The organism is Agrobacterium tumefaciens, assembly GCF_013318015.2.
Taxonomy (GTDB): domain Bacteria; phylum Pseudomonadota; class Alphaproteobacteria; order Rhizobiales; family Rhizobiaceae; genus Agrobacterium; species Agrobacterium tumefaciens.
Window position 1 is genome coordinate 1089165 of record NZ_CP115842.1, and the last position, 24759, is coordinate 1113923.

Consider the following 24759-nt stretch of genomic DNA (forward strand, 5'->3'; position numbering starts at 1 on the left):
CATCATGCATTCTCCTTGCATCTGTGTTTAAGCATTGCCGTCGTGACCCCGTAAAAGGTCTCCAGTTCATCAACGAGCCGCTGCCGTTCGTCCGCCGCCTGCTGTGGCGCCCATCCCAGCTCGCGCGCTGCGACGCCAAGGATCGCATCGATCAGATCGGCATCGATGACGCCGGTAATGGCAAGCGTCGTGCGGCGCAGGATGAGATCCGTCAGATGGCGGACATGTTCGCAGCGGATCAGCCAGACCACCTCTGCCGCCGTGATCGGCGGTTTTTCGCAAAGCGGACTGTCATCCGGACGGCCCCGACAAAAACCCATCAACTCGAAGGCACGTGAACCATAGGCCGATGCCAGATACTCGGCCCGGTCCCGGTCGATCGAAAATTCCTCCGACAGCAGGGCCGGCAGGCGCCCGGCACCGCTGGGGAAGTTCCTGCCGCCGCCGATCGGGCGGTTCATTGTGCCAGTCAGCCGCTTGCGTCCGAGAAAGGCCAGAGCCTCGTCGGTCACCTGTTCGCCAAAGGCTCTGAACGTCGTCCACTTGCCGCCGATCATGCAGAGCTGCGGCGGATCGCCCTCCACGCGGTGGATGAAATGGCTGCGGGATATTCTTCCGGTAAAGGCCGCGTCGCTGCGCGGCAGCGGGCGGATGCCGCTGAAACTGTAGACGATGTCGGAATGGTCGATGGAAATATGCGGAAAGACCTGACGGACCGCATCGAGAATATAATCACGCTCTTCCGGTTCGCATCGCACCCGTTCGGGACGATCAACCTTGATATCTGTCGAACCAGCGAGAACCCGGCCAAGATAGGGAAAGAGGATACAGACACGGTTGTCGGCATTCTCGAAAAAAATCATATGGCCGTTCAAGGCCTTAAAGAGCGCCTCGTTGGCGAGGATCAGATGCGATCCCTTGGTGCCGGAAACGGTCGGTTTCGCCCTCCCCGCAACCTGTGTGGTCGTTAGCGCTCCAATCGTCTCATCGATCCAGGCGCCCGTCGCATTGACGATGATGCGTGGCCGGACGGGCAAGGTTTCGTCCGTGCCCTCCACCTTAAGACCATAATCACCGCCAGCACGGACAAACTCGGCATAGTTCAGCGCAATGCTTTGCGGCGCATCGGCCCGGGTGTCGATCAGAAGCTCCAGCGCAAGCCGTTCGGGCTGGCTGATCCACGCATCGTAATAGGTGGCCGAATATCTGATGCCTGGCGTCAGGCCCGGCCAGCGTTGCAACGTCTTGCGTGCGTTGCGGAAGGTGTGTCGGGGAAGGATGCGATTTTTGCGGGTGACGAAATCATAGAGCATGAGGCCCGCCTTGATGGCCAGTGCCCCCCGGCTGGCGGGTTTTCCGCCGGAACTCACAAAGGTCGCAGCCGCGTTGAACAAGCCGCTGAAGGTTGAAAATATCGGGATCGTCGTCGGCAGCGGATGAACCATATGCGGTGCCAGCGTCAGAAGCGCATCACGCTCCCGCAGCGATTCCGCCACAAGGCCGAATTCACCGTTTTCGAGATATCGCAGGCCACCGTGGATCATGCGCGAGGGTGCGGCACTGCAACCGGACGAGAAGTCGTTGCGCTCTACCAGAAGCACCCGCAGTCCCTGTAAAGCGAGATCGCGATAGGCGGCGATACCATTGATACCGCCACCGATGACGACGGCGTCGAAATCACCGTCTTGCCGGATGCGGCGTAGAGCGTCCTCGCGAAAACTGGGCATAGGAATACCGTTCGCTGGCTAACAACCAGCGTCCCAATGTTGTTAAACGTTTAAAGCGACGAGAGTGAGGGGTGGCGAAAATTATGCGCTATTCGCCTGAAGCCCCGTCTCAGCTACATGATTTACGCATCGAGCCCCACGAGATGCTCGGCAACGCCGGCGCTGATGAGAGCCAGTTCATTTTCCGCAAGGCGCAGGCGGGCCGCAGCAGCGTTTTCAACCGCCTGAGCCGGATCGCGCGCGCCGCACAGCGAGAATGTTATGCCGGGCTGGGCAATCGTCCAGGCAATCACGACCTGCGCAATCGGCGCCCCATGCGCTTTGGCGACCGGCTCCAGACCCCGCGTCAGCCGCGCGATCTTCTCGCGGTTTGCCTGGCTGAAACGCGGATTGCCCTTGCGCTGATCATCCCCTGCAAAAACCCGTTCGGGTCCAACCTTGCCCGAGAGGAGACCGAGCGCCAGCGACGAGTAGCTCAGGACCGAAACAGCACTCGTGCGGCAAAGCGGCAGAAGTGTCGTCTCGATGTCCCGCCGCACCATTGAATATTCTTCCTGGATGGCATCCAGCGCGCCGGTGGCGATATAGGCTACCAAATCCTCCGGCGAGACGTTGCTCGCGCCGATCGAACGGATCTTGCCTTCGTCCTTCAGGCGCACAAGCGTTTCCACCGTCTCGGCAATCGGCGTCGTCGCATCCTGCCAGTGGGTGACATAGTGGTCGATATAGTCGGTTCCGAGCCGCTTCAGGCTCTCTTCGACCTCATGCCGGATCGAAGCGGCGCCGAGATAACGGTGAACGGGCTTGCCATCCTGGTGGAAGAAATAGGCGCCCTCGTTCACATGCCAGACCAGCCCGCATTTGGTGACCAACACCACCTTGTCGCGCCGGCCGGCAATCGCCTTGCCGACGATGGTTTCCGCAAGCCCCATGCCATAGGCTGGCGCGGTATCTATCAGGGAAATGCCGGCGTCAATGGAGGCATGGATAGCGGCGATGGATTGCCGCTCGTCGGTGCCGCCCCACATCCAGCCGCCGATGGCCCAGGTGCCCAGCCCCACGGCTGATGCGCTGATACCGCTGCCGCCAATCGTCCGGGTCAATATTGAATTGTCCGTCACGAAGTTTCCCCCTCTTCCTGATCCAGTAAATAGCCGGCGATCGCCTCGTCCACGACGAGCGAGGTCAGATAGCGGCCGGCAAGCGTGGCTGCCACCGGTCCGGCCTTGATGGCCCCGGCCGCCACGCCGATGATGTTCGGGCACCGGGCAAGCTGCCCAGGGTCCAGCGCCACCACGCGCGAGTTGAGATCGATCCGCGCCAGCTGCCCATCCGCCATGGTGAGATGGGCAAGGAATTCCCCGGCAATGCCCGCATCCACCAGCGCCTGCCCGCCACGGGCCGCATCCGGCAGCAGATCGTAATAACCGGAACCGGGCGCCTCCACGGAACCGATGCCAACCAGTGCCACCTGCGCCTGTCGCGCTAAGTCGAACACTTCGCGGATCGAAGCGACATTCATCAGGAGATCACGCTGTTCTTCATCCTCGGCAAATAGCGGCGCATGAATGAGCGACGCGCTGCCGCCGAGCTTCTCCGCCAGTTGCGTGGCCAGATGATTGACATCCGTATAGTGCTTGCCCTGGACACCGCCGGTCAGCGGCACTACCCGCACATCGAAACGGCGCTCGGCCTCCAGATTATCGACGACGGCACTCACCGCCTTGCCGCCGGTAATCGCAATCACGTCGCCGTCGCGGATCGTCTCCAGCAAGTGGTTGGCGGCCACGCGTCCGACCATCTGCAGCGCGGTTTCCGGATTGTCGGACACCGTCGGTGTCACCACCGACTGTCTGAGGCCGAAGCGGCGTGTGATCTCGTTTTCGAGGTCCACCAGCCTCTGATAGGGACTGGCGATAGTGATCTTTACCATGCCTGCCTTGCGGCCCGCCGCTATCATGCGGTTCACCTTGGTGTGGGAAAGATTGAGCCGCTCGGCAATTTCCGACTGCTTCACGCCCTCGATGAAATGCAGCACCAGGACGGAGTACATCTGCCTCTGTTGATCGAAATCGTCCTTGGTATCCAGCATGATCGTATATCTCCAATTACCACAGGCGCTCAGCGGCGACGCTTGACAAGATAGTGGTCGAACAGGACCGCCGTCAGCAATATGCTTCCCCTGATGATGTCCTGCCAGTAGACAGACACATTGAGCAAGGCAAGCGAACTGGAAACGACCGACAGAAGGATCGCCCCGAGGATTGCGCCGAGAATGGTGCCCGAGCCGCCCGAAAGGCTGGCGCCACCGATGACCGCGGCTGCAATCACGTTAAGTTCCATGCCGACTCCGAAGCTCGGCTGTGCTGACCCGAAGCGGGCCATGTAGATCACGCCTGCGACACCGCACAGCATCGAACAAAGTGTGGTGGTGGCAAACACCACCCGGCCGACGCGGATGCCGGAATAAGCCGCCGCTTTCGGATTGCTGCCGGTATAGAACACCTTACGGAATGCCGTCGTGCGCCGCAGCAAGAGATCGAAGCAGACGACCACCATCGCGAATATGATCAGCACCAGCGGAATGCCGCTAAGCGCGCCCTGGCCGATGAATTTGAATTCCGGCGGCAGCGAGTAGAGACCAAGCGGCCGGCCGCCCGTTGCGAGCAGGCAGACGCCGCGCGCAATCACCATGACGCCGAGCGATACGATGAAGTGATGCAGGCCGATGACCGTTGTCAGAAATCCCATGGCCATGCCGACCAATGTGGTGAGGCAGATTGCCAGCCCGGCCGCGACCCAGGGATCGACACCGTTGAGGAATAGCCAGCCAGCCGCAACCATCGCAAGCGCCGTGACGGAACCGACGGATAGATCAATGCCGCCCGAGATTAACAGGATCGTCATGCCGACCACGACGATGCTTTCGATGGCGAAAACCATCGCCATGGCCCGCAGATTGTCGACCGTCAGGAAATACGGGGATATGAAAGACATCACCGCGAAAAGGGCGAGGATGATGACGATAAGTCCGGTCTCCCGTGCCTTGAGCGCCGGTTCCCACCAGCCTGTGCGGCGAACCGCCACTTCTGCAATGCCCGAAGGTGTTTCCGATGTTGCCATTTTCCCGCTCCCTCAGGCCCCTGCCGTGCTCTCTGCAATATTGATCGATGCAAGCTGCATGATCTTTTCTTCCGTCATGTTCTCACCCTCAACCTCGCCGGCAATGCGCCCCTCGCGCACGACCAGCACGCGGTCGCTGACACCGATGAGTTCCGGCAATTCAGAGGATATGACGATCACGCCCACACCCTCGCGTGCCAATTCCCGGATCTGGCGGTGGATTTCGGCCTTTGCGCCCACATCCACCCCGCGTGTCGGCTCGTCGAGAAAGACGACCTGTGGCTCCACCGACAGCATCTTTGCCAGTGCCACCTTCTGCTGGTTGCCGCCGCTCAAGGTAGAGACAGCGTCGCCGACGCTGTTTGCCCGCAATTTCAGCCGGCGTCCCAACTCGTCGGCGCGCTTCATTTCCTTGCGCCGTTCGATAAAGCCCATGCCGTTCGATATCCTGCCGACATCGAGCGCCGAGACATTCGCGGCAATGGACATGTTGAGAAACAGCCCATCGCCCTTGCGGTCTTCCGACAGATAGACCAGCCCCTCCCGAATGCTGTCGCGATAGTCATTGAGCCTCAGCGGCCGGCCGCGCAACGTGACCTCGCCTTTTGGTTTTCCCTCCAGCCGGCAGACCGCACGGACAATTTCGCTTCGACCTGCGCCGATCAGGCCGGCGAGCCCGAGGATTTCGCCCCGGCGCAGATCGAAATCGACATCGAAAACGCGCTTTCCCTCGTTCAGTCCCCGAACAGAGAGAATGACGTCATTCGATTTCTCTTCTTCCGCAAGTTTCGGTGGGTAGAGCTTGTCGAGCACCCGTCCCACCATGCTGTTGACGACTTCCTCCGGGGAAATCTCCGAGATATTCTCCGTCCTGATGTGGCAACCGTCGCGCATCACCGTGATGCGGTCGCAATGCTCAAAAATCTCCGCCATCCGGTGCGAGATATAGATGATCGCAATTCCGCGTTCCGCCAGCCGGTGCATGATCCGGAAAAGGGTCTGGGCCTCGGTTTCGGTCAAAGCCGCCGTCGGTTCATCAAGGATCAGGATACGGCAGTCCAGCGTCAGCGCCTTGGCAATCTCGACGATCTGCTGTTGCGAAATCGACAGATCACCGGCACGGCTGGTGGGATCGATATCGCCGATTTCTTTGAGGATGGTTGCCGCCCGCTTGCCAAGATCGCGATAATTCATGAACCAGGATTTACTCTGGCCGGTCTCCGACATGAACATGTTTTCGGCAACCGAAATTTCCGGGCAAAGCGCAATCTCCTGATGCACGAAACCGATACCGAGCCGGTTCGCCGCATTGGGCGAGGAAATCTTGACCGATTTGCCGTCCAGCAGGATTTCGCCGCCATCAGGCTGCAAAATGCCATCGATAATATGCATCAGCGTCGATTTACCGGCGCCGTTTTCACCCGCGAGCGCATGGATTTCTCCCCGCCGCAGCTCAAAGGCAGCAGTGCGCAACGCCCGCACGGGCCCGAACGCCTTGTGAATATTCGTCATGTTGAGGATGACCTCTCCCATAACGCCCCTCCCGAACGTGGCTCCCCTTTGCCGGCGAGGCGTAAACCTCGCCGGTTTCAGGGCGGCGCGTCAGCGCCCCTTCATATAGTCATTGAGATCAAAGGAAGCGGCGTTCGCCTTGGTAATCACGGCGAAACCATTGTCCATTGAAGGAACCTGCATCGGGTTGAAGCCAGATACCTTGTAGTCGTTGAAGGGGTCGATCAGATCCGAATGGGCACCCAGAAAGGTGTTCATGAAACCCATGAAGCCCTGAACGCCCTGATTGGGATTGATGGACATGTAGATGTTGCCCTGCTTGATGTGCTCCAGCGTCGCCGGGGTAATATCCGCATGCAGGATCAGGACCTTCTTCTTGGCCTCGAGAACAGCGGTCGTTGCGCCTTCAGCCGAGCCGGCTTCAGGAATCCACAATGCGCCGAGATTGGGGTTGGCCTGCAACAGGGCACCCACCGCCTGATAGGCGACGTTTGCATCCTGGTTGGTCGCCTGGCGGCCGACGAGCTTCATTTCCGGATAAGTGCGCCCCATGTAATCGATGAGTGCGGTGACGCGCAGATCATGGTTGCTTTGGCCCGGATTTTCGAGAACGGCATATTCGCCCTTCTTGCCCAGCTTCTTGACGATCTCGTCAGCCGCAAATTTCGCCTCGGCAACATTGTCCGAGGTGATGTAGGCGGTGCGTTTTGACTTCGGCGAATCTGCCGCAAAAGTCGTCACCGAAACACCGGAGTCGATCGCCTTGTTGATCGGTTCGATAAAGGGATCGGCCTGCATCGGATGCAGCAATATACCCTTCGGCTTCTTCACCAGTTCCTGCTCGAAGGACGCGATCTGCTTGGTGATGTCGTATTCGGGCGTACCGGTGAAAACGGCCTCGCAGCCCAAGGCCTTCGCGGCCTGCTTGAAACCTTCAAACACCGGCACCCAATAGGGGTGGCTGGAAACCATGACGTTCATCACATAGGTCTCGCCCGGTTCACAGGCGAATTTGCCCGCAGCAGCGGCCTGAGAGCCGGCGCCTGCGGAAATCGCCACGGCTAAAACACCCGCGGCAACGGTCGATTTCAGAAAAGCCAACATATTCCCCTCCCAAGGACAATGACCAATCCGCAATAAATTTTAAGTCGTGTAATTTATTGCATGACGTTTGAGATATCGGGAAACCGGGCAAGCGTCAATCCGGTTTGCATTTTATTATTTTGAGTGAAATTTATTGCGGAGCGCGTGGATAGTTTGGAGGCTGCCTACAGGATAGCCCGTCGCTCGAGCGAACTCCGCGGATCGAATAGGCAGTCAATCAGCTTGCCTATACCAATCAGCTGGCGGCAGTCGGATGTCTTAAGAACAAGGGACGGCAAGGCGCGATGCACTCAGGACGCCAAATGGCGGGCAGCGCGTAAACGCTTCGGTTCATCACGCCCTCCTCCATGTCCATGCCGCATGGAAGGCCGCAAAGTCCTCCTGCCGATCCTCTTTGCCCTAGTTGGAGTGGTATTTATGACGGTGTCGCAGCGGGTTCCTGTGATGGGACCGTTGACGCGTACTCCATAGGGGACAGGTTCAATTGACACTGAGGCCACTATGCAAAAAGGCCCTGCGATTTCTCGCAAGGCCTTGATATTTAAGAATTCGGATGGTGGGCGTGACAGGGATTGAACCTGTGACCCCTACGATGTCAACGTAGTGCTCTCCCGCTGAGCTACACGCCCTCCGTGGCGGCGGATAGACCACAAAACCGGTTCATGCGTCAACTGCTTTTTTTCGGTTTTGTGAAGGTTTTTTGAGACCCCTTACGCCACAAGGAGTTTGTTGACCTCATCCACCAGATCGCGAAGATGGAACGGCTTGGAAAGCACCTTGGCATCCTTTGGAGCCTTCGAATCGGCGTTCAGCGCGACGGCCGCAAAGCCGGTGATGAACATGACTTTCAGGTCGGGGTCGAGTTCAGTCGCGCGCCGGGCCAACTCGATGCCATCCATTTCGGGCATGACGATATCTGTCAGCAACAGCGAGAAAGGCTCTTCGCGAAGCCGGTCGTAAGCGCTTGCGCCATTGTCGAAGGAAGAAACCTTGTAACCGGCTTTTTCCAGCGCCTTGACGAGAAAGCGGCGCATATCGTTATCATCTTCAGCGAGAAGAATTTTCTGATTCATCATAAGTGACCGTAACTGCTCAATGTTTGAGATACCCTAGCCCGATTATAGGATTTTCACGGTAAATATCATGTGAACACAAGAATCGGTATAGCGCTGCATGGTCGATAGTATGGACTTGCCGCACCGTAACTGGCAACATGAACATCCTGATAGTTTACGACATGGTAAATGGCACTGAATGGACTGGATAACGGGTGAATACGAGCTGTTCGAAGTAACGGAACCTGCCGTTCAAACCCTGCCATTCGTCTATAATTCACCCCATAGCGGTCGCTGTTACCCCATCTCCTTTCTGGAATCGGCACGGCTTGATTCGCACGAGATCCGGCGCTCGGAAGATCATTTCGTTGACGAGCTGTTCGCCGCTGCGCCCGACATCGGTGCGCCGCTGCTGAAAGCCAATTTTCCCCGCGCGTATCTCGACGTCAATCGCGAGCCCTACGAGCTTGATCCGCGCATGTTCGAAGGCACTCTGCCTCCCTACGCCAATATCGGCTCCATGCGGGTTGCCGGCGGCCTGGGAACGGTACCCCGTATCGTCGCCGAGAATATGGACATCTATGCCCACCGCCTGCCGGTGGACGAGGCGCTGTCACGGATCGAGACGATTTACAAACCCTACCACGCCTGCCTGCGCCGGCTGCTGTCACGCACCCACGCCAATTTCGGCATGGCGGTACTGATCGATTGCCATTCGATGCCGGGCAATATCCGCGTTGCCGGCTCGAACCTGCGGCCGGATGTCATTATAGGCGATCGCTACGGCACCAGTGCTTCCCAGGAGGTCTCCCGCGCCGCTCTGCATTTTCTTGAAGAACTGGGTTTCGTTGCGGTCTGCAACAAGCCCTATGCCGGCGGCTTCATCACGGAACATTACGGCCGACCGATCCGCTCTCTTCACGCGCTCCAGATCGAGGTCAATCGGGCGCTGTACGTCGATGAAAAAACGCTTTCGAAGAAAGCAGATTTTCCCGCCATTCAGGCATCGCTTGAAATATTCATGCGCCAGCTCGGCGCTTTTGTTTCGGAATACGCGATCGAAACCTCGCTCGCCGCCGAATAACACATCAAATTCCAGGATATTTCAGACCTCTGTTCCAGACAGCCTGGCCACGCGCCGGACAAAAAAAACCGCGCCTTGGCGCGGTCAAGTCTAGGGAGGAAACACCCAAGGAGGGTATTTACAGTCAAAGACTGCAGGGTCACGCTACGCATTATATGCACAATTGTCAATCATTTTATTTTATGCACTTTTTTTAGGCTTATGCTGAAAATTTGGAATCGGCCGTGCCTGCATCCGTACGTGTGGACGGCGGGTGCAATTCCGGTCTATGCATTTCGCCATACAATTCAGGCCCAATAATTCAGGCAATGAGGTTTCGCATGCTGCCCGACCGGGATTTCTTCTTCAAACTTGCCGAAGCCGCCAGCGCTGAAACGCTTCCCCGCTTCCGCACAGGCATTGCCGTCACCAACAAGGAGGACGGCGGCTATGACCCGGTGACGGAAGGCGATCAGGCAGCAGAAAGCGCCATTCGCGCCCTCATCGAGGCACGTTTCCCGCAACACGGCATTCTTGGTGAAGAACACGGCAATGTCGGTCTCGATCGCGAACATATCTGGGTTATCGATCCGATTGACGGCACACGCGCCTTCATTTCCGGCGTGCCGGTCTGGGGCACGCTGATCGGCTTCCAGTCGGCCGGCCGCGCTTCGATGGGCATCATGGACCAGCCCTTCACGAAAGAGCGTTATTTCGCCGACGGCGAGGCCGCATGGTATTTCGGGCCGGATGGTGAGCGCAAGATCCGCACGCGCGAATGCGCTTCGCTGTCGGATGCTGTACTGTTCACCACGACACCCCATATCTTCACGGCGGAAGAAAAGCCCCTTTACGACAAGGTGCAGGATCAGGTTCGCCTTTTCCGTTATGGCGTGGATTGTTACGCCTATTGCCTGCTTGCCGCCGGCCATGTCGATCTGGTGATCGAATCGGGCCTGAAGCCCTATGATGTCGGCGCGCTCATTCCGGTGATTGAACAGGCGGGTGGCATCATCACCACCTGGGATGGGGGTCGTCCGGAAAATGGCGGCCGCATTCTGGCAGCCGGTTCCAAAGCCGTGCACGAACAGGCGCTCGCCATTCTTTCAAAACTGTAGATGGTGCGACTGACGGGGATGGCGCAAACCGCGCCATCCCCGTCATCGCCGCGTCATTCCGGCGCGAAAAAGGCGTCGATGGCCGCCAGCGCCTGTTTGCGGAAAACGTCGCGCTCATGCAGCAATTCATGGCGCGCGCCGGTTATGGGAAGAAGCTGCGCCGCGCGAAAGTTGCGCGAGAGTTCCTCCTGCGCCTTATAGGGCGTGATCGTATCCAGCATCGGCGCAAGAATGAGGGTAGGAATGGTTATGTCCGTCAGATGGTCCTGACGGGTCACCCGACCCATCGTTTTCAGCGCTTCATAAACCCATCGCGCTGTCGGTGCGCCGATGAAGAGTTCCGGAAATTGCCGATGCAGCGCAAGATTTCTGGCAAAACGTCTGGCGTCAGAGGTCAGCGGGTTGCCATCGAAATCCCGTTCGCGCTGATCCCTGCCGAGCTGAAGCTTTCCAAGACCCAACAGGCTTAAAGCGGTCGCGACCAGCCGGATGACGGACGAAGGAACGGATTGCTGGCTGTCCAGCTCGATAAAGGGCGAACAAAGCGCCAGACGGTCGATCCTGTTCGACAGGCCGGGTGCTGCGGCCAGTGCTGCAAGTGCGCCGGTTGAATGCGCGATCATGAAGAATGGCAGCCGGGTATCCGGCAGCACCACCTGTTCGAGAAAAAAACTTATATCGCGCTTGTAGTCGGAAAAACGTCGTACATGCCCGGCGCCTGGCTTCTTCAGCAGCCGTTCGGAACCGCCCTGCCCGCGCGTATCGAAGGTCGCGACCCAGAATCCCATGGCCGTCAGATCGCTGACGGTCTCGAAATATTTCTCGATACATTCGTTGCGACCATGCAGCAGAACCACAGTTCCGCGCGCAATGTGTCGGCTGGCGCGGAAGATCGCGTATCGAAGCTGTTTGCCGCCGTGGCCGGTGAAATAACCGACGGTATGGTTGCCGGGAACCGGGTTGTCTTCGCTCTCGCGCAATGTGGCTTCGATCATCGGTCTTTTCCGGCTTCTCTGCCTTTTCGGGATAGGTCGGCGACGGCGGAAGGTCAAAGAAAAAATTGCCGGAACCGTCGGTTAAAGCAGTCGCGGTTCCGGCGAATAGGACAGAAGAAGAAGGGACGTTATTGCTTCTGCCACGGAGCATGTCTCCGATGACGGATATTTATGGCTCTCAAACTGAACGTTGCTGGAACCGGATGTTCAGCGATGGTTCATCTTGTTGTCGCCCTTTCCGCTTTAAAGCGCCCCCTTGACGGAGCGCCAAGCCATTCCCATCTCATTCATGCGGCCGCCAGAACGGGGCCGCGCCATATGTCCGGCCGTCGCCAGAACGGGACGCCGGATCAACCGCAAACAGTCGCTTCATAAGGAGGACACCATGCGTCACGTCGATTTTTCCCCCCTCTATCGCTCCACCGTCGGTTTCGACCGTCTTTTTTCGATGCTCGACGGCCTCGGCCAGCCCGAACAGGCCCAGTCCTATCCGCCCTATAACATCGAGCGGACGGGTGAAAACGCCTATCGTATAACCATGGCGGTTGCCGGTTTCGATGAAACGGAACTAAGCATAGAATCCCGTGCCAATACGCTGACGGTGAAAGCCGAGAAGGCTGCAGATGAGAAGTCGTCTGAAGGCGAGTTCCTGTATCGCGGCATTGCCACGCGCGCTTTCGAACGCCGCTTCCAGATGGCTGATCATGTCGAAGTCCAGACCGCTTCCCTGAAGAATGGCCTGCTTCACATCGATCTCGTCCGCAATATTCCGGAAGCCATGAAACCGCGCCGTATCGCGATCTCCTCCGACAGCGCAGATGCGCCGAAGACGATCGAAGCACAGGTCACGCCGGCCCAGGTCAACTAAGCCGATCCGGATGTCAAACGAACGGCCCCGTTAAGGGGCCGTTTTTGTTTGCCTAAAATTCAGCCCTCAGCGGGTGGATACTGCCGCGCCTTCCGCAGCGACAGTTTCCGTTATCGCTGCTTTTTCATGGGCCTTGCGGGCATAACGCTGGGCCAGCACTGCGCAGACCATCAGCTGAACCTGATGGAAGAGCATGATTGGCAATACGATTGCGCCGATGCTCTGGCCGGCGAAGATCGCTCCTGCCATGGGCACGCCGCTGGCAAGGCTCTTCTTCGACCCGCAGAAGGTGATGGTGATTTCATCCGCCTTGTCGAAACCAAGCGCCCGGCTGCCGAACATCGTCACGCAGAGAACAAGCGCCAGAAGAACGATATTGATGCCGATGACAACGCCGATATCGCGCACGGAAAACGTCTGCCATATGCCTTCGATAACTGCTTCGGAGAAGGCAAGATAGACCACCATCAGGATGGAACCGCGATCGACCGGCGACAGCAATTTCTTGCGTGCCCTGATCCAGTCACCGATCCACGGCTGCAGCACCTGGCCGGCGATGAAGGGCAAGAGCAGTTGCAGGAAGATTTGCAGGAACGCATCCAGCGAAAATCCACCACCATGGCCACCGACCGTGAACAGCAGCCCGACCAGCAGCGGTGTCAGCACCATGCCGAAAATATTCGAGGCGGAGGCTGAACAGATCGCGGCAGGCACGTTTCCGCCTGCCATGGATGTGAAGGCGATGGACGATTGCACCGTCGACGGCAGGACGCAGAGAAACAGCACACCCATATAAAGCGGTGCCGGCAGAATGCTCTCGGGAATGAAACCGATCGCCACGCCCAGCAACGGGAAAAGGCCGAAGGTGACGAGAAGGATCGCCATGTGCAGGCGCCAGTGCAAGATACCCGCAATCACCACATCCCGCGACAGCCGCGCGCCGTGGAGAAAAAACAGCAATGCGATTGCCAGTTTCGTGGCAAGCCCGAAATACACCGCCGGCTGTCCGCTGATCGGCAAAAGGGAAGCCAGGATCACGGTGGCCACCAGCATCATGGTGAAACGGTCAGGCAGGAAGCGGGTCATGGGAGGTCTTTCCGACATCGGTTTTGCTTGAAATATCCCATACTATCGCTCATCATGAATTCGGATGCAAAGACTAACAGTTATCACGATATGAGATAAATGCTGAACCTTCAACATCTTGCCAGCTTCGTGATGCTTCAGCAAACCGGCAGCTTCACGCTGGCTGCCGAGCGGCTGGGCATCGGCCAATCCACCGTCAGCCAGCATATTCAGCGGCTTGAGGCGGCACTTGGCCGTCGGTTGATTGCGCGCAGCACCCATCAGGTGAAGCTGACGGGCGAAGGCGAGGCGCTGCTCGGTTATGCCCGCAATATGCTGGAGATCGACAGCAGAGTTTCATCGCTATTCAGCGAAAACCGCCTGCGCGGGCGCTTAAGGCTTGGCGTTTCCGAGGATTTCGTCGCTAGCCGGCTCACCGCCATTCTGGAAGAATTCATCCGCCTCTATCCCTTGGTCGATCTGGAGCTGACGGTGTCGCTGAGCGGCGTGCTTTACCAGATGCAGGATAATGGCGAGTTGGACGTCGTGCTCGCGAAACGTCGACTCGGTGATAAGCTCGGCCACTTCCTGTACCGCGAACCTCTGGTATGGCTCGCGCGTGACCCGGAGCGAATGCTGAGCCAACCGGACGCCCTGCCGTTGATCGCCTTTCCGCCGCCAAGCATTACTCGAAAGGCGGCACAGGAAGCGCTGGATCGGGCAGGTCTCGCGTGGCGGATCGTCTGCACCTGTGGCAGCCTTAGCGGACTGACCGCTGCCGCAAGGGCGGGCATGGGCATCCTCGTGCAACCGCGCAGCATGGCGCCAGCCGGCCTCAGGGAGATTGCGGCTGATGTCCTGCCGGCGCTCGAAGACGTGGAATTCGTGCTTCAGCCAAGTAAGGGCGCGGACACAAAACTGGTGCGCGCCCTTTCCGATCTGGTATCCAGCAAGAGCATCGCACCGGGCAGTTTTGCGTAAAAAAGACGCTTGCTCGAGTCAATCTTCCCGTTTCGAGAGGCAGCGGCCAACACTATCACGCCACCCCGCGATGGCGCTCTTACGCTCCGTCTCATCCATATCTGGCAGAAAACGGCGATCCCGTTTCCAATGGGCGGCAAAGGCCTCCCGGTCCGGCCAGATGCCGGCGCGCGATGCTGCGAGCCATGCCGCACCGAGAATGGTGGTTTCCAGGAATACCGGCCGGTCGACCGGTGCAGCGAGAATGTCCGCCAGCCGCTGCATGGTCCAATCCGAGGCAACCATGCCGCCATCGACCCGGAGCACCGTCTTGCCATTGTCGCCCGCCCAGTCGTTGCGCATGGCATCCAGAAGATCGAAAGTCTGATAGGCGACGCTTTCGAGTGCCGCGCGGGCGAACTCCGCAGGGCCGGTGCCACGCGTCAGGCCGAAAATCGCGCCCCGCGCTTCGGCATCCCAATAGGGCGCGCCAAGGCCGGTGAAGGCCGGCACGAGGTAAACCCGCTGCTTGGGATCAGCCTTTTCGGCAAGCGCGCTGACTTCAGACGCGACCGATATGAAACCGAGCTCGTCACGCAGCCATTGCACGGCGGCGCCGGCAATGAAGATCGAGCCTTCGAGCGCATAGGTCGTCACGCCATCGAGGCGATAGGCAATGGTCGTCAGCAACCGGTTTGTCGAGGCGACCCGGTCGGTGCCGGTATTGAGAAGCGCAAAGCAGCCGGTGCCATAGGTCGATTTCATCATGCCGGGTTCGAAGCAGGCGTTACCGATAACGGCAGCCTGCTGATCACCGGCGACGCCGAGGATCGGAATTTCCGCACCCAGAAGCGCCTTGTCCGTTACGCCGAAATCGGCCGCGCAATCAAGCACCTCCGGCAGCATGGCGCGGGGAATGTCGAGGATGGACAGCAATTCGTCATCCCAGGCATTGTCCTCGATATTGTAGATCAGCGTTCGCGAGGCATTGGTAGCGTCGGTCACATGGCGGCGACCGCCGGTGAGGCGATAGATCAGGAAACTGTCGACCGTGCCGAAGCAGATTTCGCCCTTCACGGCTTTTTCGCGAAGGCCGCTGACGCTGTCGAGAAGCCATTTCAGCTTCGTGCCGGAAAAGTAGGGGTCGAGCAGCAGACCGGTCTTTTTCGAAAAGAGCGGCTCCAGCCCCCTTCGTTTCAGATCCTCGCAAATTGGTGCAGCACGGCGATCCTGCCAGACAACGGCCCGATGCACGGCCTCGCCCGTATTACGGTCCCACAGCACAGTCGTTTCGCGCTGGTTGGTGATGCCGATCGCCTCGATATCGGAAGCGGAGATACCGGCATCGGCAAGCGCCAGCCGGATTGTTTCAAGCACGCTTTTCCAGATATCCTCGGCATCGTGTTCGACCCAGCCAGAGGCCGGGAAATGCTGCGGAAATTCTCGCTGGCCGACACCGATGACCCGCATGTCGCGATCAAAGACCATCGACCTTGTCGATGTCGTCCCCTGATCGATCGCCAGAATATAACCGCCCATTATGTCACTCCCTTTCAAACGCAATGACGGGGCGGCAAAGCCGCCCCGGTTTAAGATTTCACGCAGACATTACTTCTGCCAGCTTTTGACCAGCTCGTCGTAATTGACGGTGACCGGCTTTTCCTTTTCGTTGGCAATCTTCAGCTGCGGTGCCAGATTGCCCTTCGAAACGGCGTCCTTGTTCCAGTAGTCGATATCGTGTTCTTCCGCCAGTTTTGGGCCGATATCGCCCTGCACACCGGCGCGCTCGATACGGGCCATGACTTTTTCCTGCTCGGCGCAGAGCGAGTCCATTGCGGCTTGAGCGGTTTTGGCACCCGAAGATGCATCGCCAATTGCCTGCCACCAGAGCTGCGCCAGCTTCGGATAGTCAGGCACGTTGGTGCCGGTTGGCGACCATTGCACGCGAGCGGGCGAGCGATAGAACTCGATCAGACCACCAAGCTTGGCGGCCCGGTCCGTGAAGCTCTTGTGATGGATGGTGGTATCGCGAATGAAGGTCAGACCAACATGGCTCTTCTTCACATCCACGGTCTTGGAAGTTACGAACTGCGCATAAAGCCATGCGGCCTTGGCGCGATCGTCAGGGGTGGATTTCATCAGCGTCCACGAACCCACGTCCTGATAACCGAGCTTCATGCCGTCCTTCCAGTAGACGCCATGCGGGGAAGGTGCGACGCGCCATTTCGGCGAACCGTCCTCGTTCACGACAGGCAGGCCGGGCTTGGCCATATCGGCAGTGAAGGCCGTGTACCAGAAGATCTGCTGGGCAATGTTACCCTGCGCCGGCACCGGACCGGATTCGGAGAAGGTCATGCCCTGCGCTTCTGGCGGCGCAAATTTCTTCAGCCATTCGAGATATTTCTCGATGGAATAGACCGACGCCGGACCGTTAGTATCGCCGCCGCGTGCCACGCACGAGCCGACCGGCTGCGACTTGTCGTTGACCTTGATGCCCCATTCATCGACAGGCAGGCCGTTTGGCAGGCCCTTGTCGCCGTTGCCGGCCATGGAAAGCCAGGCATCGGTGAAGCGCCAGCCAAGCGACGGGTCCTTCTTGCCATAGTCCATATGGCCGAAGACCTTCTTGCCGCCGACATCACGGCCGGTGAAGAATTCGGCAATATCCTCATAAGCCGACCAGTTTACGGGCACACCAAGGTCGTAGCCGTATTTGGCCTTGAAATCCGCCTTGTTCTTGTCGTCGTTGAACCAGTCGTAGCGGAACCAGTACAGGTTCGCGAATTGCTGGTCAGGAAGCTGGTAGAGCTTCTTGTCCGGTGCCGTCGTAAAGGCGCTGCCGATGAAATCCTTGAGATCTAGGCCAGGATTGGTGACGTCCTTGCCCTCATTTGCCATGAAATCCGTGAGGTTGCGCACCTGCTGGTAACGCCAATGCGTGCCGATGAGGTCGCTGTCATTCACCCAGCCGTCATAGAGGTTCTGGCCGGTCTGCATCTGGGTCTGAATCTTTTCGACGACGTCACCTTCCTGGATGATGTCGTGCGTGACCTTGATGCCAGTAATAGCGGTAAACGCCGGTGCCAGGACCTTCGATTCATATTCATGTGTTGTCAGGGATTCGGAAACGACCTTGATGTCCATGCCAGCAAAAGGTTTGGCGGCATCGATAAACCATTGCAGTTCCTTTTCCTGATCTGCACGCGAAAGCGACGACATATCGCCGATTTCCTTGTCCAGAAATTGCTTTGCCTCCTCCATTCCGGCGAAAGCGGAACCTGTCATTGCCAGCAGCATGGCTGCCGTCGTCGTCATCAGATGCCGTCGCATATCAGTCCTCCCAAGGGTTGCGATTGCACGAAGTCTGCCGGGTGCGGTTTTCCTCCGCCGCACCGTTCTTCCTGCTCTAGACGAAACGGAAAACGCCAATTGCGTAAACCGCCGACAGAGCGAGAGCCCACCACAGGTTCGGGCCGATCAGCCCGAGCCATGCAAGATGAATGAAAGCGCTGCCGAGCAGCGAAATGAACAACCTGTCGCCACGCGTTGTCTCGAAACGCAGCAGGCCGAAGCGGGGGTTGCCGCCGGGCGAGAGCTGTTCCCAGAACCACATCCCAACCAGCAACACGGCGATGGCACCGAAAAACGCGGCCGTCTGCCAGGTCCATGCCATCCAGGTGAAATCGGGCATCTTCGTCATGTCAAACCCTCCCCAGCGCAAAGCCCTTGGCGATGTAATTGCGAACAAACCAGATCACCAGCGCACCGGGTATGAGTGTCAGCACGCCGGCGGCGGCAAGCAGGCCCCAGTCCATGCCGGCGGCGGAAACGGTTCTCGTCATGGTCGCGGCAATCGGCTTGGCGTCGGTCGTCGTCAGCGTGCGGGCGATCAGAAGCTCGACCCACGAGAACATGAAGCTGAAGAAACAGGCGACACCGATGCCGGAGGCAATGAGCGGCATGAAAATCTTCACGAAGAATTTCGGGAAGGAATAGCCGTCAATATAGGCGGTCTCGTCGATTTCCTTCGGTACACCCGACATGAAACCTTCGAGAATCCACACCGCCAGCGGCACGTTGAACAGGCAATGCGCCAGCGCCACGGCAATATGCGTGTCGATCAGCCCGAAAGCGGAATAGAGCTGGAAGAAGGGCAGCGCGAAGACGGCAGGTGGCGCCATGCGGTTGGTCAAAAGCCAGAAGAACAGGTGCTTGTCGCCCAGGAAGCGGTAACGGGAGAAGGCATAGGCCGCCGGGAGTGCCGCCGAGACCGAGATCACCATGTTCATGACGACGTAGATGATCGAGTTGATGTAACCCGAATACCAGGATGAATCCGTGAAGATCGTCCGATAATTCTGCAACGTCGGCTGGTGCGGATAAAGCGTCATCGACGAGACGATTTCTGTGTTCGTCTTGAAGCTCATATTGATAAGCCAGTAGATCGGCACGAGCAGCAGGATGATGTAGATCGTCGGCACCAGCCAGGAAAAGCGCGATGGCCCATGGCGGCGGCGCGATCGTGAATTCGCAGCAAGGCCTGATATTCTTGCCGAACTGGCTCTTACCGGTGGATTGCCGATACCGTTGAGTTCCACGCTTGTGGTGACATCAGAGGCGCTCATGTCTCAAGTCTCCGCGTCGTGGCTGGTCATCACGGTGTAGAACACCCAGGACAACAGCAGGATGATGAGGAAGTAGATCAGCGACATGGCCGCCGCGGGACCCAGATCGAACTGGCCGAGCGCTACCTTGACGAGATCGATGGACAGGAAGGTGGTGGAATTTCCGGGGCCGCCGCCGGTGACGACGAAAGGCTCGGTATAGATCATGAAGCTGTCCATGAAGCGCAGCAGGAATGCGATCAGCAGCACCCGCTTCATCTTCGGCAACTGAATGAACCGGAAAACCGCAAAACGCGATGCGCCATCGATCCTTGCCGCCTGATAATAGGCATCCGGAATGGAGACGAGGCTGGCGTAGCACAGGAGGACGACGAGGCTTGTCCAGTGCCACACATCCATGATGACGACGGTGATCCATGCGTCGACGGGATCGTTGACATAGTTGTAATCAAGCCCAAGCTGATTGGCGTAATAACCCAGCAACCCGATATCGCTGCGACCGAACACCTGCCAGATTGTGCCTACCACATTCCATGGCACCAAAAGCGGCAGCGCCATGGTGACGAGGCAGACCGGCACGCCGATGCCGGATTTGGGCATCTTGAGCGCGATGAATATGCCGAGCGGAATTTCAATCGCCAATATGATGCCGGAAAATACCAGATTGCGTCCGAGCGCGTTCCAGAAACGGTCGGAGCCAAGAATTTCCTGAAACCATTGGGTTCCCGCCCAGAAGAATTGGTTGTTGCCGAAGGTATCCTGCACCGAATAGTTCACGACCGTCATCAGCGGGATGACGGCGGAAAAGGCGACCAGCACCAGAACCGGCAGCACCATGAACCACGCTTTGTTGTTCCAGGTCTTTTCCATGGTCAGGCCCCCATCTTCACACGCCAGGAATCGGCAAAGACACCGATAGCGGCCGGATCGAAGCGAACACCCGCTTCTGCCGGAATGTCCTCCTCCTCCGGAACGACAATCGCAAGCTTTTGGCCGGCGAACCGGGCGCGAACGATTTTTTGCCGACCGATATCCTCGACCTTGTCGACGGTGATGGGCATGCCACCCCGCTCCAGCCGAACGAATTCCGGGCGGATGCCGATTTCGATCCGCTTCGATCCATCCACCACCGGCACGCCGGCAAGCGGAACGCCAAGGCCGCCGACAACCGCCGTTGCGCCATCAATGCTGGCAGGCATCACATTCATGCCGGGCGAACCGATGAAATAACCGACGAACGTATGTCCCGGGCGTTCGAAAAGCTCGGCGGGTGTGCCGATCTGGACGATCTGTCCGTCATACATGACCACCACCTTGTCGGCGAAAGTCAGCGCTTCGGTCTGGTCGTGCGTGACGTAGACCATGGTGAAACCGGACTGGCGGTGGAGGCGCTTCAACTGTGAGCGCAGCACCCATTTCATATGCGGATCGATCACCGTCAGCGGCTCGTCGAAGAGGATGGCATTGACGTCGGATCGCACCAACCCGCGCGCCAGCGAAATTTTCTGCTTCTGGTCCGCCGTAAGTCCGCGCGCGTGGCGTTTGGCCATGCCGGAAAGATCGGTCATCTCGAGAATTTCCCGCACACGGCGGTCGACTTCGGCTTCCGGCACTTGCCGGTTGCGCAGCGGAAAAGCCAGATTGGCATAGACTGTCATCGTGTCGTAAACGACCGGGAACTGGAATACCTGGGCGATGTTGCGATCTTCGGTGGAAAGATCGGTGACATCCGTTCCGTCAAAGGCGATGCGACCTTCCGAGGGGCGCAGCAAGCCGGAAATGATGTTAAGCAACGTGGTCTTGCCGCAGCCGGAAGGGCCAAGCAGCGCATAGGCACCGCCATCCTCCCATTCGTGATGAACTTCCTTCAGGGCATAATCACCTGCCGCCTGCGCCTTGGCGTTGTAAGCGTGGCGAATATGATCGAGCGTGATGCGTGCCATGATCGATCTCCCCTTAAGCCGCTTCGCCGATGGCGTGGCCGTGCGTATCGAAAGCCATCAGGTGCCGCGTATCGAGAAACAGTTCGATCTCCGTGTCCGGCTCGATGTCGTGAATGCCCTGCGCCAGCATCACCCAACGCTGGCCTGAAAATTCCACATGTACGAAGCTTTCCGATCCGGCGATCTCCGAGATCAGTGTCCGCGCCCGGATGGATTGCGCCGCCTGCCCCTTTTGCTGTGGGAAAAGATGATGTGGCTGGAAGGCAATGGTCACTGGACCGTCAGGCATGGCAGCAAGATGCGCCGGCACCGGCACAACCGCATGGTCGGCGCGCGTGAAGGCGCCGCCCGTCTTGATGACCTCGATGGTGTTCAGTGGCGGATCGGCAAATATTTTAGCGGTTACGATATCCACCGGACGCCTGTAAACTTCGATCGTGCGGCTGAATTGCGTTACCTTGCCCTCGTTCAGCGTCGCGGTATTGCCACCAAGCAGCAGAGCTTCGGAGGGTTCCGTCGTGGCGTAAACAAAGATCGCACCGGATTCGGCAAAGATGCGCGGCAATTCCTCACGCAACTCCTCACGCAGCTTGTAATCGAGATTTGCGAGAGGCTCGTCGAGGAGCACCAGATTGGCGTTTTTGACGATGGCGCGGGCAAGTGCCGTGCGTTGTTGCTGGCCACCGGAGAGGTTGAGAGGCGTACGATCGAGATAGGGCGTCAGCCTCAGAAGCTCGGCGGCCTTCCTCACCTCCCTGTCGATCGTTGCCTTGTCCTTGCCGGCAACGCGCATCGGCGAGGCGATGTTTTCATAAACGCTGAGCGCCGGATAATTGATGAACTGCTGATAGACCATGGCGACGTTGCGCTTCTGAACCGGCCAGCCCGTCACGTCCTCCCCATTGAAGAGAATCGTACCGCCACTTGGCTTGTCCAGCCCGGCCATCAGCCGCATGAGTGTCGTCTTGCCCGAAAGTGTCGGTCCAAGCAGGACGTTCAGGCTTCCGCGCTGCAACGTCAGATCGGTCGGGTGAATATGATATTCACCGCCGGCCATCTTCGAGACGTTTCGCAATTCAAGCATGGTGATCCAAAGCCTCCTCCGCTTTTTGATCGGATCGTCAGATTGCCTTCAAGCGTCCACCTGCAATGTCATCGATATAATCCTCCAGCCCGCGCACCTCTTCTTGGGTAAAGAAAAGCCCCTGCTTGGTGCGGCGCCACAGAATATCCTCCGCCGTCAGCGCCCATTCCCGGGCCATCAGCCAGCGCACCTCGGCCTCATAAAGCGTGCCGCCGAAATGCCGTCCTAGCCCTGCCATGTCCCCGGCATTGCCAATAATCGACGCAGCGTCCGTTCCGTAGCAGCGGATGAGCCGCTTCGCATGCCGCTCATCGAGGAAAGGATAACGCGACCGCAGGGCCGTGACCTCTCCCGCATAAGCCTCGGCACCGAAATTTCCGCCCGGCAAATGTGAACCTGCCGTCCACGGCGAGCCCTTTTCACCCAGCGCATCACCGATTTTTTCAAGAGCATGTTCGGCAAGCCGTCGATAGGTGGTGAGCTTGCCACCGAAGATATTGAGAAGCGGCGCTTCGCCTTCAGCTCCTTCGGTTTTCAGCACATAATCGCGGGTTGCCTCCTGCGCTTTCGATGCGCCGTCGTCAAACAGCGGCCGCACGCCGGAATAGGTCCAGACGATATCGGCCGACGTCACCGGTTCAGCGAAATATTCGCTCGCCGCGTTGCAAAGATAGCTGATCTCCTCGTCGCTGATCTTAACAGCCCGGGGGTCGGCGGTATAGTCGCGATCCGTCGTGCCGATCAGGGTAAAATCCTGCTCATAAGGGATGGCGAAGATGATGCGCCCGTCCGGGTTCTGGAAAAAATAGGCGCGCGGATCGGAAAACTTCTTGCGCACGATGATGTGGCTGCCCTGCACGAGGCGGACATTGTGGACATTGTTTTTACCGAATGTCGCAGCCAGAACCTTGTCTACCCAGGGGCCGGCCGCATTTACAAGCATGCGCGCCCGGTAGGTCGCGGTTTCTCCGGCACCATTTTTCGTTTCGACCCGCCAGAAGGCGCCTTCGCGGCGTGCCGAAACGACCTGCGTGCGGTTGAGGATCAAGGCGCCGCGATCGGCGGCATCGCGGGCGTTCAGCACCACAAGACGGGCATCGTCCACCCAGCCGTCAGAATATTCGAAAGCCCGGGCAAAAATCGGCTTCAGCGGTTTCCCTGCGGGATCACGGCGCAGATCGAGCGAGCGGGTGGCGGGCAAAAGCTTGCGGCCGCCGAGATGGTCATAAAGAAAAAGCCCGAGACGCACGAGCCAGGCCGGGCGCACGCCGCCCTTCTGGAATGGCAGAACAAAGCGCATGGGCCAGATGATGTGCGGCGCCATGGCCCACAACACCTCGCGCTCCATCAGCGCTTCTCGCACCAGACGAAATTCGTAATGTTCGAGATAACGCAAACCGCCATGAATGAGCTTTGTGGCGGCCGAAGAGGTGCCGGAGGCAAAATCGTTCATTTCCGCAAGCGCAACGGAATAACCCCTGCCGACAGCGTCACGCGCGATGCCGCAGCCGTTGATGCCGCCGCCGATCACGAAAACATCGTGGATTGCCTCGTCAGACATGGACCCTCCCGCGCTTTCATCGACGCTCTCCTCATCGATATATTGAAAGCACGGACATCTAATTTGAAGACAAAACGAATGTCAAACGAAATTCCGGGACGGTTCGGATCAAGGCTCCCCAACCTCGGTTTCAATCAACCTGACGTCATGATCGGCACAGATGGATCGGATCGAATCGACCGGACAATGATCGGTAATGAAGGTGTGCACCTGTGAAAGATGGCCGATGCGCACCGGCGCCGTCCGCTCGAATTTCAGTGAATCCGATACAAGAATGACGTGGCGAGCGTTGGACATGATCGCCTGGGCAACCTTGACCTCGCGAAAGTCGAAATCCAGCAAAGCGCCGTCTTCATCGATTGCAGAAACGCCGATGACGGCGAAATCGACCTTGAACTGGCGGATAAAATCCACTGCGGCCTCCCCGACGATGCCGCCATCGGAACCGCGCACGACGCCGCCAGCGATCACCACCTCAATGCCCGGAAAAACCCGTAACCTGTTGGCAACATTAATATTGTTGGTGATGACCATCAACTCGTGATGATCCGCCAGCGCTTCGCCCACCGCCTCGGTCGTCGTACCTATATTGATGAAAAGCGAGGAATTGTTGGGGATGAGGGCAGCGGCAGCGGCGCCGATCGCCTGCTTTTCGGAGGAGGCGATCGCACGGCGTGCCTCGTATTTGACGTTTTCGTTGCCGCTCGGAAAAAGTGCGCCGCCATGGATGCGCGTCAGCACCCGCGTATCGCAGAGATCGTTGAGGTCCTTGCGGATCGTCTGTGGCGTTACCGAAAACCGCGTGGCCAGCTCGTCCACCAGCACACGCCCGCTTGCTTTCGCCAGCGCAACGATTTCATCCTGACGCGGTGTGAGCATCATTTCACCCTCCCTCCTCTTTCAATTTTTTCGTTTTATTGAAGAGCGAACGAAAAACCAATGTCAAGGGACGGTTT

Annotated in this window: 22 protein-coding genes and 1 tRNA gene; 4 read left to right on the forward strand and 19 right to left on the reverse strand. The window is 58.4% G+C overall.

All coding sequences use genetic code 11. From position 1 onward, the window contains the following. Positions 1-2: 2 nt before the first annotated feature. From G6L97_RS18460 to cpdR, 8 genes are all read right to left on the reverse strand, one after another. A complete protein-coding gene (locus G6L97_RS18460) occupies positions 3-1727 on the reverse strand; it encodes a glycerol-3-phosphate dehydrogenase/oxidase (protein WP_065687972.1) in 1725 nt (574 codons plus the stop codon). A 122-nt stretch (positions 1728-1849) separates the two neighbouring features. Then, positions 1850-2848, reverse strand: a complete 999-nt coding sequence (locus tag G6L97_RS18465; RefSeq protein ID WP_174003510.1) for an aldo/keto reductase — start codon at positions 2846-2848, stop codon at positions 1850-1852. Further along, a complete protein-coding gene (locus G6L97_RS18470) occupies positions 2845-3819 on the reverse strand; it encodes a sugar-binding transcriptional regulator (RefSeq protein WP_038494403.1) in 975 nt (324 codons plus the stop codon). The genes G6L97_RS18465 and G6L97_RS18470 overlap by 4 nt, the downstream gene beginning before the upstream one ends. Before the next feature lie 29 nt (positions 3820-3848). Continuing rightward, positions 3849-4850 (reverse strand): ABC transporter permease, encoded by a 1002-nt coding sequence (locus G6L97_RS18475; RefSeq protein WP_065687974.1) that lies wholly within the window; start codon positions 4848-4850, stop codon positions 3849-3851. A 12-nt stretch (positions 4851-4862) separates the two neighbouring features. Continuing rightward, positions 4863-6383 carry a sugar ABC transporter ATP-binding protein gene (locus G6L97_RS18480; RefSeq protein ID WP_065687975.1) on the reverse strand — a complete coding sequence of 507 codons (1521 nt, stop codon included), beginning with the start codon at positions 6381-6383 and terminating at the stop codon, positions 4863-4865. A 69-nt stretch (positions 6384-6452) separates the two neighbouring features. Further along, complete coding sequence (locus tag G6L97_RS18485) at positions 6453-7466, reverse strand: substrate-binding domain-containing protein (RefSeq protein WP_003511565.1); 1014 nt, start codon at positions 7464-7466, stop codon at positions 6453-6455. A 554-nt stretch (positions 7467-8020) separates the two neighbouring features. Beyond that, positions 8021-8095: transfer RNA gene (locus tag G6L97_RS18490), tRNA-Val, on the reverse strand. 81 nt (positions 8096-8176) lie between these two features. Next, the gene (gene cpdR / locus G6L97_RS18495; protein ID WP_003497910.1) at positions 8177-8539 is read right to left on the reverse strand and encodes a cell cycle two-component system response regulator CpdR; all 363 of its coding nucleotides are present in this window, start codon (positions 8537-8539) and stop codon (positions 8177-8179) included. 181 nt (positions 8540-8720) lie between these two features. Here cpdR and G6L97_RS18500 point away from each other — a divergent pair, with 181 nt between their 5' ends. Continuing rightward, entirely contained in the window at positions 8721-9605 is an 885-nt protein-coding gene (locus tag G6L97_RS18500; protein ID WP_003511568.1) for an N-formylglutamate amidohydrolase, read from the forward strand. Between the two features lie 320 nt (positions 9606-9925). After that, a complete protein-coding gene (hisN, locus tag G6L97_RS18505) occupies positions 9926-10702 on the forward strand; it encodes a histidinol-phosphatase (RefSeq protein ID WP_003511569.1) in 777 nt (258 codons plus the stop codon). Between the two features lie 53 nt (positions 10703-10755). Here the strand turns inward: hisN and G6L97_RS18510 are convergent, their stop codons facing one another. Further along, the gene (locus tag G6L97_RS18510) at positions 10756-11697 is read right to left on the reverse strand and encodes an alpha/beta fold hydrolase (protein WP_174003514.1); all 942 of its coding nucleotides are present in this window, start codon (positions 11695-11697) and stop codon (positions 10756-10758) included. Positions 11698-12082: 385 nt separating this feature from the next. On the opposite strand from G6L97_RS18510, the gene hspL reads away from it, so the two are divergent. Then, a complete protein-coding gene (gene hspL / locus G6L97_RS18515) occupies positions 12083-12565 on the forward strand; it encodes a heat shock protein HspL (protein ID WP_003511572.1) in 483 nt (160 codons plus the stop codon). Between the two features lie 66 nt (positions 12566-12631). Here the strand turns inward: hspL and G6L97_RS18520 are convergent, their stop codons facing one another. Further along, the gene (locus tag G6L97_RS18520) at positions 12632-13651 is read right to left on the reverse strand and encodes a bile acid:sodium symporter family protein (protein ID WP_003511574.1); all 1020 of its coding nucleotides are present in this window, start codon (positions 13649-13651) and stop codon (positions 12632-12634) included. A 99-nt stretch (positions 13652-13750) separates the two neighbouring features. On the opposite strand from G6L97_RS18520, the gene G6L97_RS18525 reads away from it, so the two are divergent. Next, positions 13751-14611 carry a LysR substrate-binding domain-containing protein gene (locus G6L97_RS18525; RefSeq protein WP_003511576.1) on the forward strand — a complete coding sequence of 287 codons (861 nt, stop codon included), beginning with the start codon at positions 13751-13753 and terminating at the stop codon, positions 14609-14611. 18 nt (positions 14612-14629) lie between these two features. On the opposite strand, the gene glpK is transcribed toward G6L97_RS18525, so the two are convergent. The 9 genes from glpK to G6L97_RS18570 form a co-directional block, all read right to left on the reverse strand. After that, a complete protein-coding gene (gene glpK / locus G6L97_RS18530) occupies positions 14630-16129 on the reverse strand; it encodes a glycerol kinase GlpK (RefSeq protein ID WP_003511578.1) in 1500 nt (499 codons plus the stop codon). A gap of 69 nt (positions 16130-16198) precedes the next feature. Next, positions 16199-17920, reverse strand: coding sequence for an ABC transporter substrate-binding protein (locus G6L97_RS18535; protein ID WP_003511579.1), 1722 nt, complete (start codon positions 17918-17920; stop codon positions 16199-16201). Between the two features lie 76 nt (positions 17921-17996). Then, positions 17997-18290, reverse strand: coding sequence for a DUF2160 domain-containing protein (locus G6L97_RS18540; protein WP_013761935.1), 294 nt, complete (start codon positions 18288-18290; stop codon positions 17997-17999). A 1-nt stretch (position 18291) separates the two neighbouring features. Continuing rightward, positions 18292-19215: a carbohydrate ABC transporter permease gene (locus G6L97_RS18545; RefSeq protein ID WP_003511581.1), complete on the reverse strand. Its 924-nt coding sequence runs from the start codon at positions 19213-19215 to the stop codon at positions 18292-18294. Positions 19216-19218: 3 nt separating this feature from the next. Beyond that, complete coding sequence (locus tag G6L97_RS18550) at positions 19219-20085, reverse strand: carbohydrate ABC transporter permease (protein ID WP_003511582.1); 867 nt, start codon at positions 20083-20085, stop codon at positions 19219-19221. 2 nt (positions 20086-20087) lie between these two features. Further along, the gene (locus tag G6L97_RS18555; protein WP_025595315.1) at positions 20088-21158 is read right to left on the reverse strand and encodes an ABC transporter ATP-binding protein; all 1071 of its coding nucleotides are present in this window, start codon (positions 21156-21158) and stop codon (positions 20088-20090) included. A 13-nt stretch (positions 21159-21171) separates the two neighbouring features. Then, on the reverse strand, positions 21172-22242 hold the full coding sequence (locus G6L97_RS18560) for an ABC transporter ATP-binding protein (RefSeq protein WP_013761937.1): 1071 nt from the start codon (positions 22240-22242) through the stop codon (positions 21172-21174). Between the two features lie 37 nt (positions 22243-22279). Further along, a complete protein-coding gene (locus G6L97_RS18565) occupies positions 22280-23803 on the reverse strand; it encodes a glycerol-3-phosphate dehydrogenase (RefSeq protein WP_019564992.1) in 1524 nt (507 codons plus the stop codon). Between the two features lie 108 nt (positions 23804-23911). Beyond that, the gene (locus G6L97_RS18570) at positions 23912-24685 is read right to left on the reverse strand and encodes a DeoR/GlpR family DNA-binding transcription regulator (RefSeq protein ID WP_003511588.1); all 774 of its coding nucleotides are present in this window, start codon (positions 24683-24685) and stop codon (positions 23912-23914) included. Positions 24686-24759: the final 74 nt, after the last annotated feature.

Bases quoted from the DNA above. Each gene is read 5' to 3' on its own strand.
- G6L97_RS18485 (WP_003511565.1), bottom strand. From the start codon at position 7,466: ATGTTGGCTTTTCTGAAATCGACCGTTGCCGCGGGTGTTTTAGCCGTG.
- G6L97_RS18545 (WP_003511581.1), bottom strand. From the start codon at position 19,215: ATGAGCGCCTCTGATGTCACCACAAGCGTGGAACTCAACGGTATCGGC.
- G6L97_RS18535 (WP_003511579.1), bottom strand. From the start codon at position 17,920: ATGCGACGGCATCTGATGACGACGACGGCAGCCATGCTGCTGGCAATG.
- G6L97_RS18565 (WP_019564992.1), bottom strand. From the start codon at position 23,803: ATGTCTGACGAGGCAATCCACGATGTTTTCGTGATCGGCGGCGGCATC.
- G6L97_RS18525 (WP_003511576.1), top strand. From the start codon at position 13,751: ATGCTGAACCTTCAACATCTTGCCAGCTTCGTGATGCTTCAGCAAACC.
- glpK (WP_003511578.1), bottom strand. From the start codon at position 16,129: ATGGGCGGTTATATTCTGGCGATCGATCAGGGGACGACATCGACAAGG.
- G6L97_RS18550 (WP_003511582.1), bottom strand. From the start codon at position 20,085: ATGGAAAAGACCTGGAACAACAAAGCGTGGTTCATGGTGCTGCCGGTT.
- G6L97_RS18475 (WP_065687974.1), bottom strand. From the start codon at position 4,850: ATGGCAACATCGGAAACACCTTCGGGCATTGCAGAAGTGGCGGTTCGC.
- cpdR (WP_003497910.1), bottom strand. From the start codon at position 8,539: ATGAATCAGAAAATTCTTCTCGCTGAAGATGATAACGATATGCGCCGC.
- G6L97_RS18520 (WP_003511574.1), bottom strand. From the start codon at position 13,651: ATGACCCGCTTCCTGCCTGACCGTTTCACCATGATGCTGGTGGCCACC.
- G6L97_RS18480 (WP_065687975.1), bottom strand. From the start codon at position 6,383: ATGGGAGAGGTCATCCTCAACATGACGAATATTCACAAGGCGTTCGGG.
- hspL (WP_003511572.1), top strand. From the start codon at position 12,083: ATGCGTCACGTCGATTTTTCCCCCCTCTATCGCTCCACCGTCGGTTTC.
- G6L97_RS18560 (WP_013761937.1), bottom strand. From the start codon at position 22,242: ATGCTTGAATTGCGAAACGTCTCGAAGATGGCCGGCGGTGAATATCAT.
- G6L97_RS18510 (WP_174003514.1), bottom strand. From the start codon at position 11,697: ATGATCGAAGCCACATTGCGCGAGAGCGAAGACAACCCGGTTCCCGGC.
- G6L97_RS18470 (WP_038494403.1), bottom strand. From the start codon at position 3,819: ATGCTGGATACCAAGGACGATTTCGATCAACAGAGGCAGATGTACTCC.
- G6L97_RS18570 (WP_003511588.1), bottom strand. From the start codon at position 24,685: ATGATGCTCACACCGCGTCAGGATGAAATCGTTGCGCTGGCGAAAGCA.
- G6L97_RS18555 (WP_025595315.1), bottom strand. From the start codon at position 21,158: ATGGCACGCATCACGCTCGATCATATTCGCCACGCTTACAACGCCAAG.
- G6L97_RS18460 (WP_065687972.1), bottom strand. From the start codon at position 1,727: ATGCCCAGTTTTCGCGAGGACGCTCTACGCCGCATCCGGCAAGACGGT.
- G6L97_RS18540 (WP_013761935.1), bottom strand. From the start codon at position 18,290: ATGACGAAGATGCCCGATTTCACCTGGATGGCATGGACCTGGCAGACG.
- hisN (WP_003511569.1), top strand. From the start codon at position 9,926: ATGCTGCCCGACCGGGATTTCTTCTTCAAACTTGCCGAAGCCGCCAGC.
- G6L97_RS18500 (WP_003511568.1), top strand. From the start codon at position 8,721: ATGGACTGGATAACGGGTGAATACGAGCTGTTCGAAGTAACGGAACCT.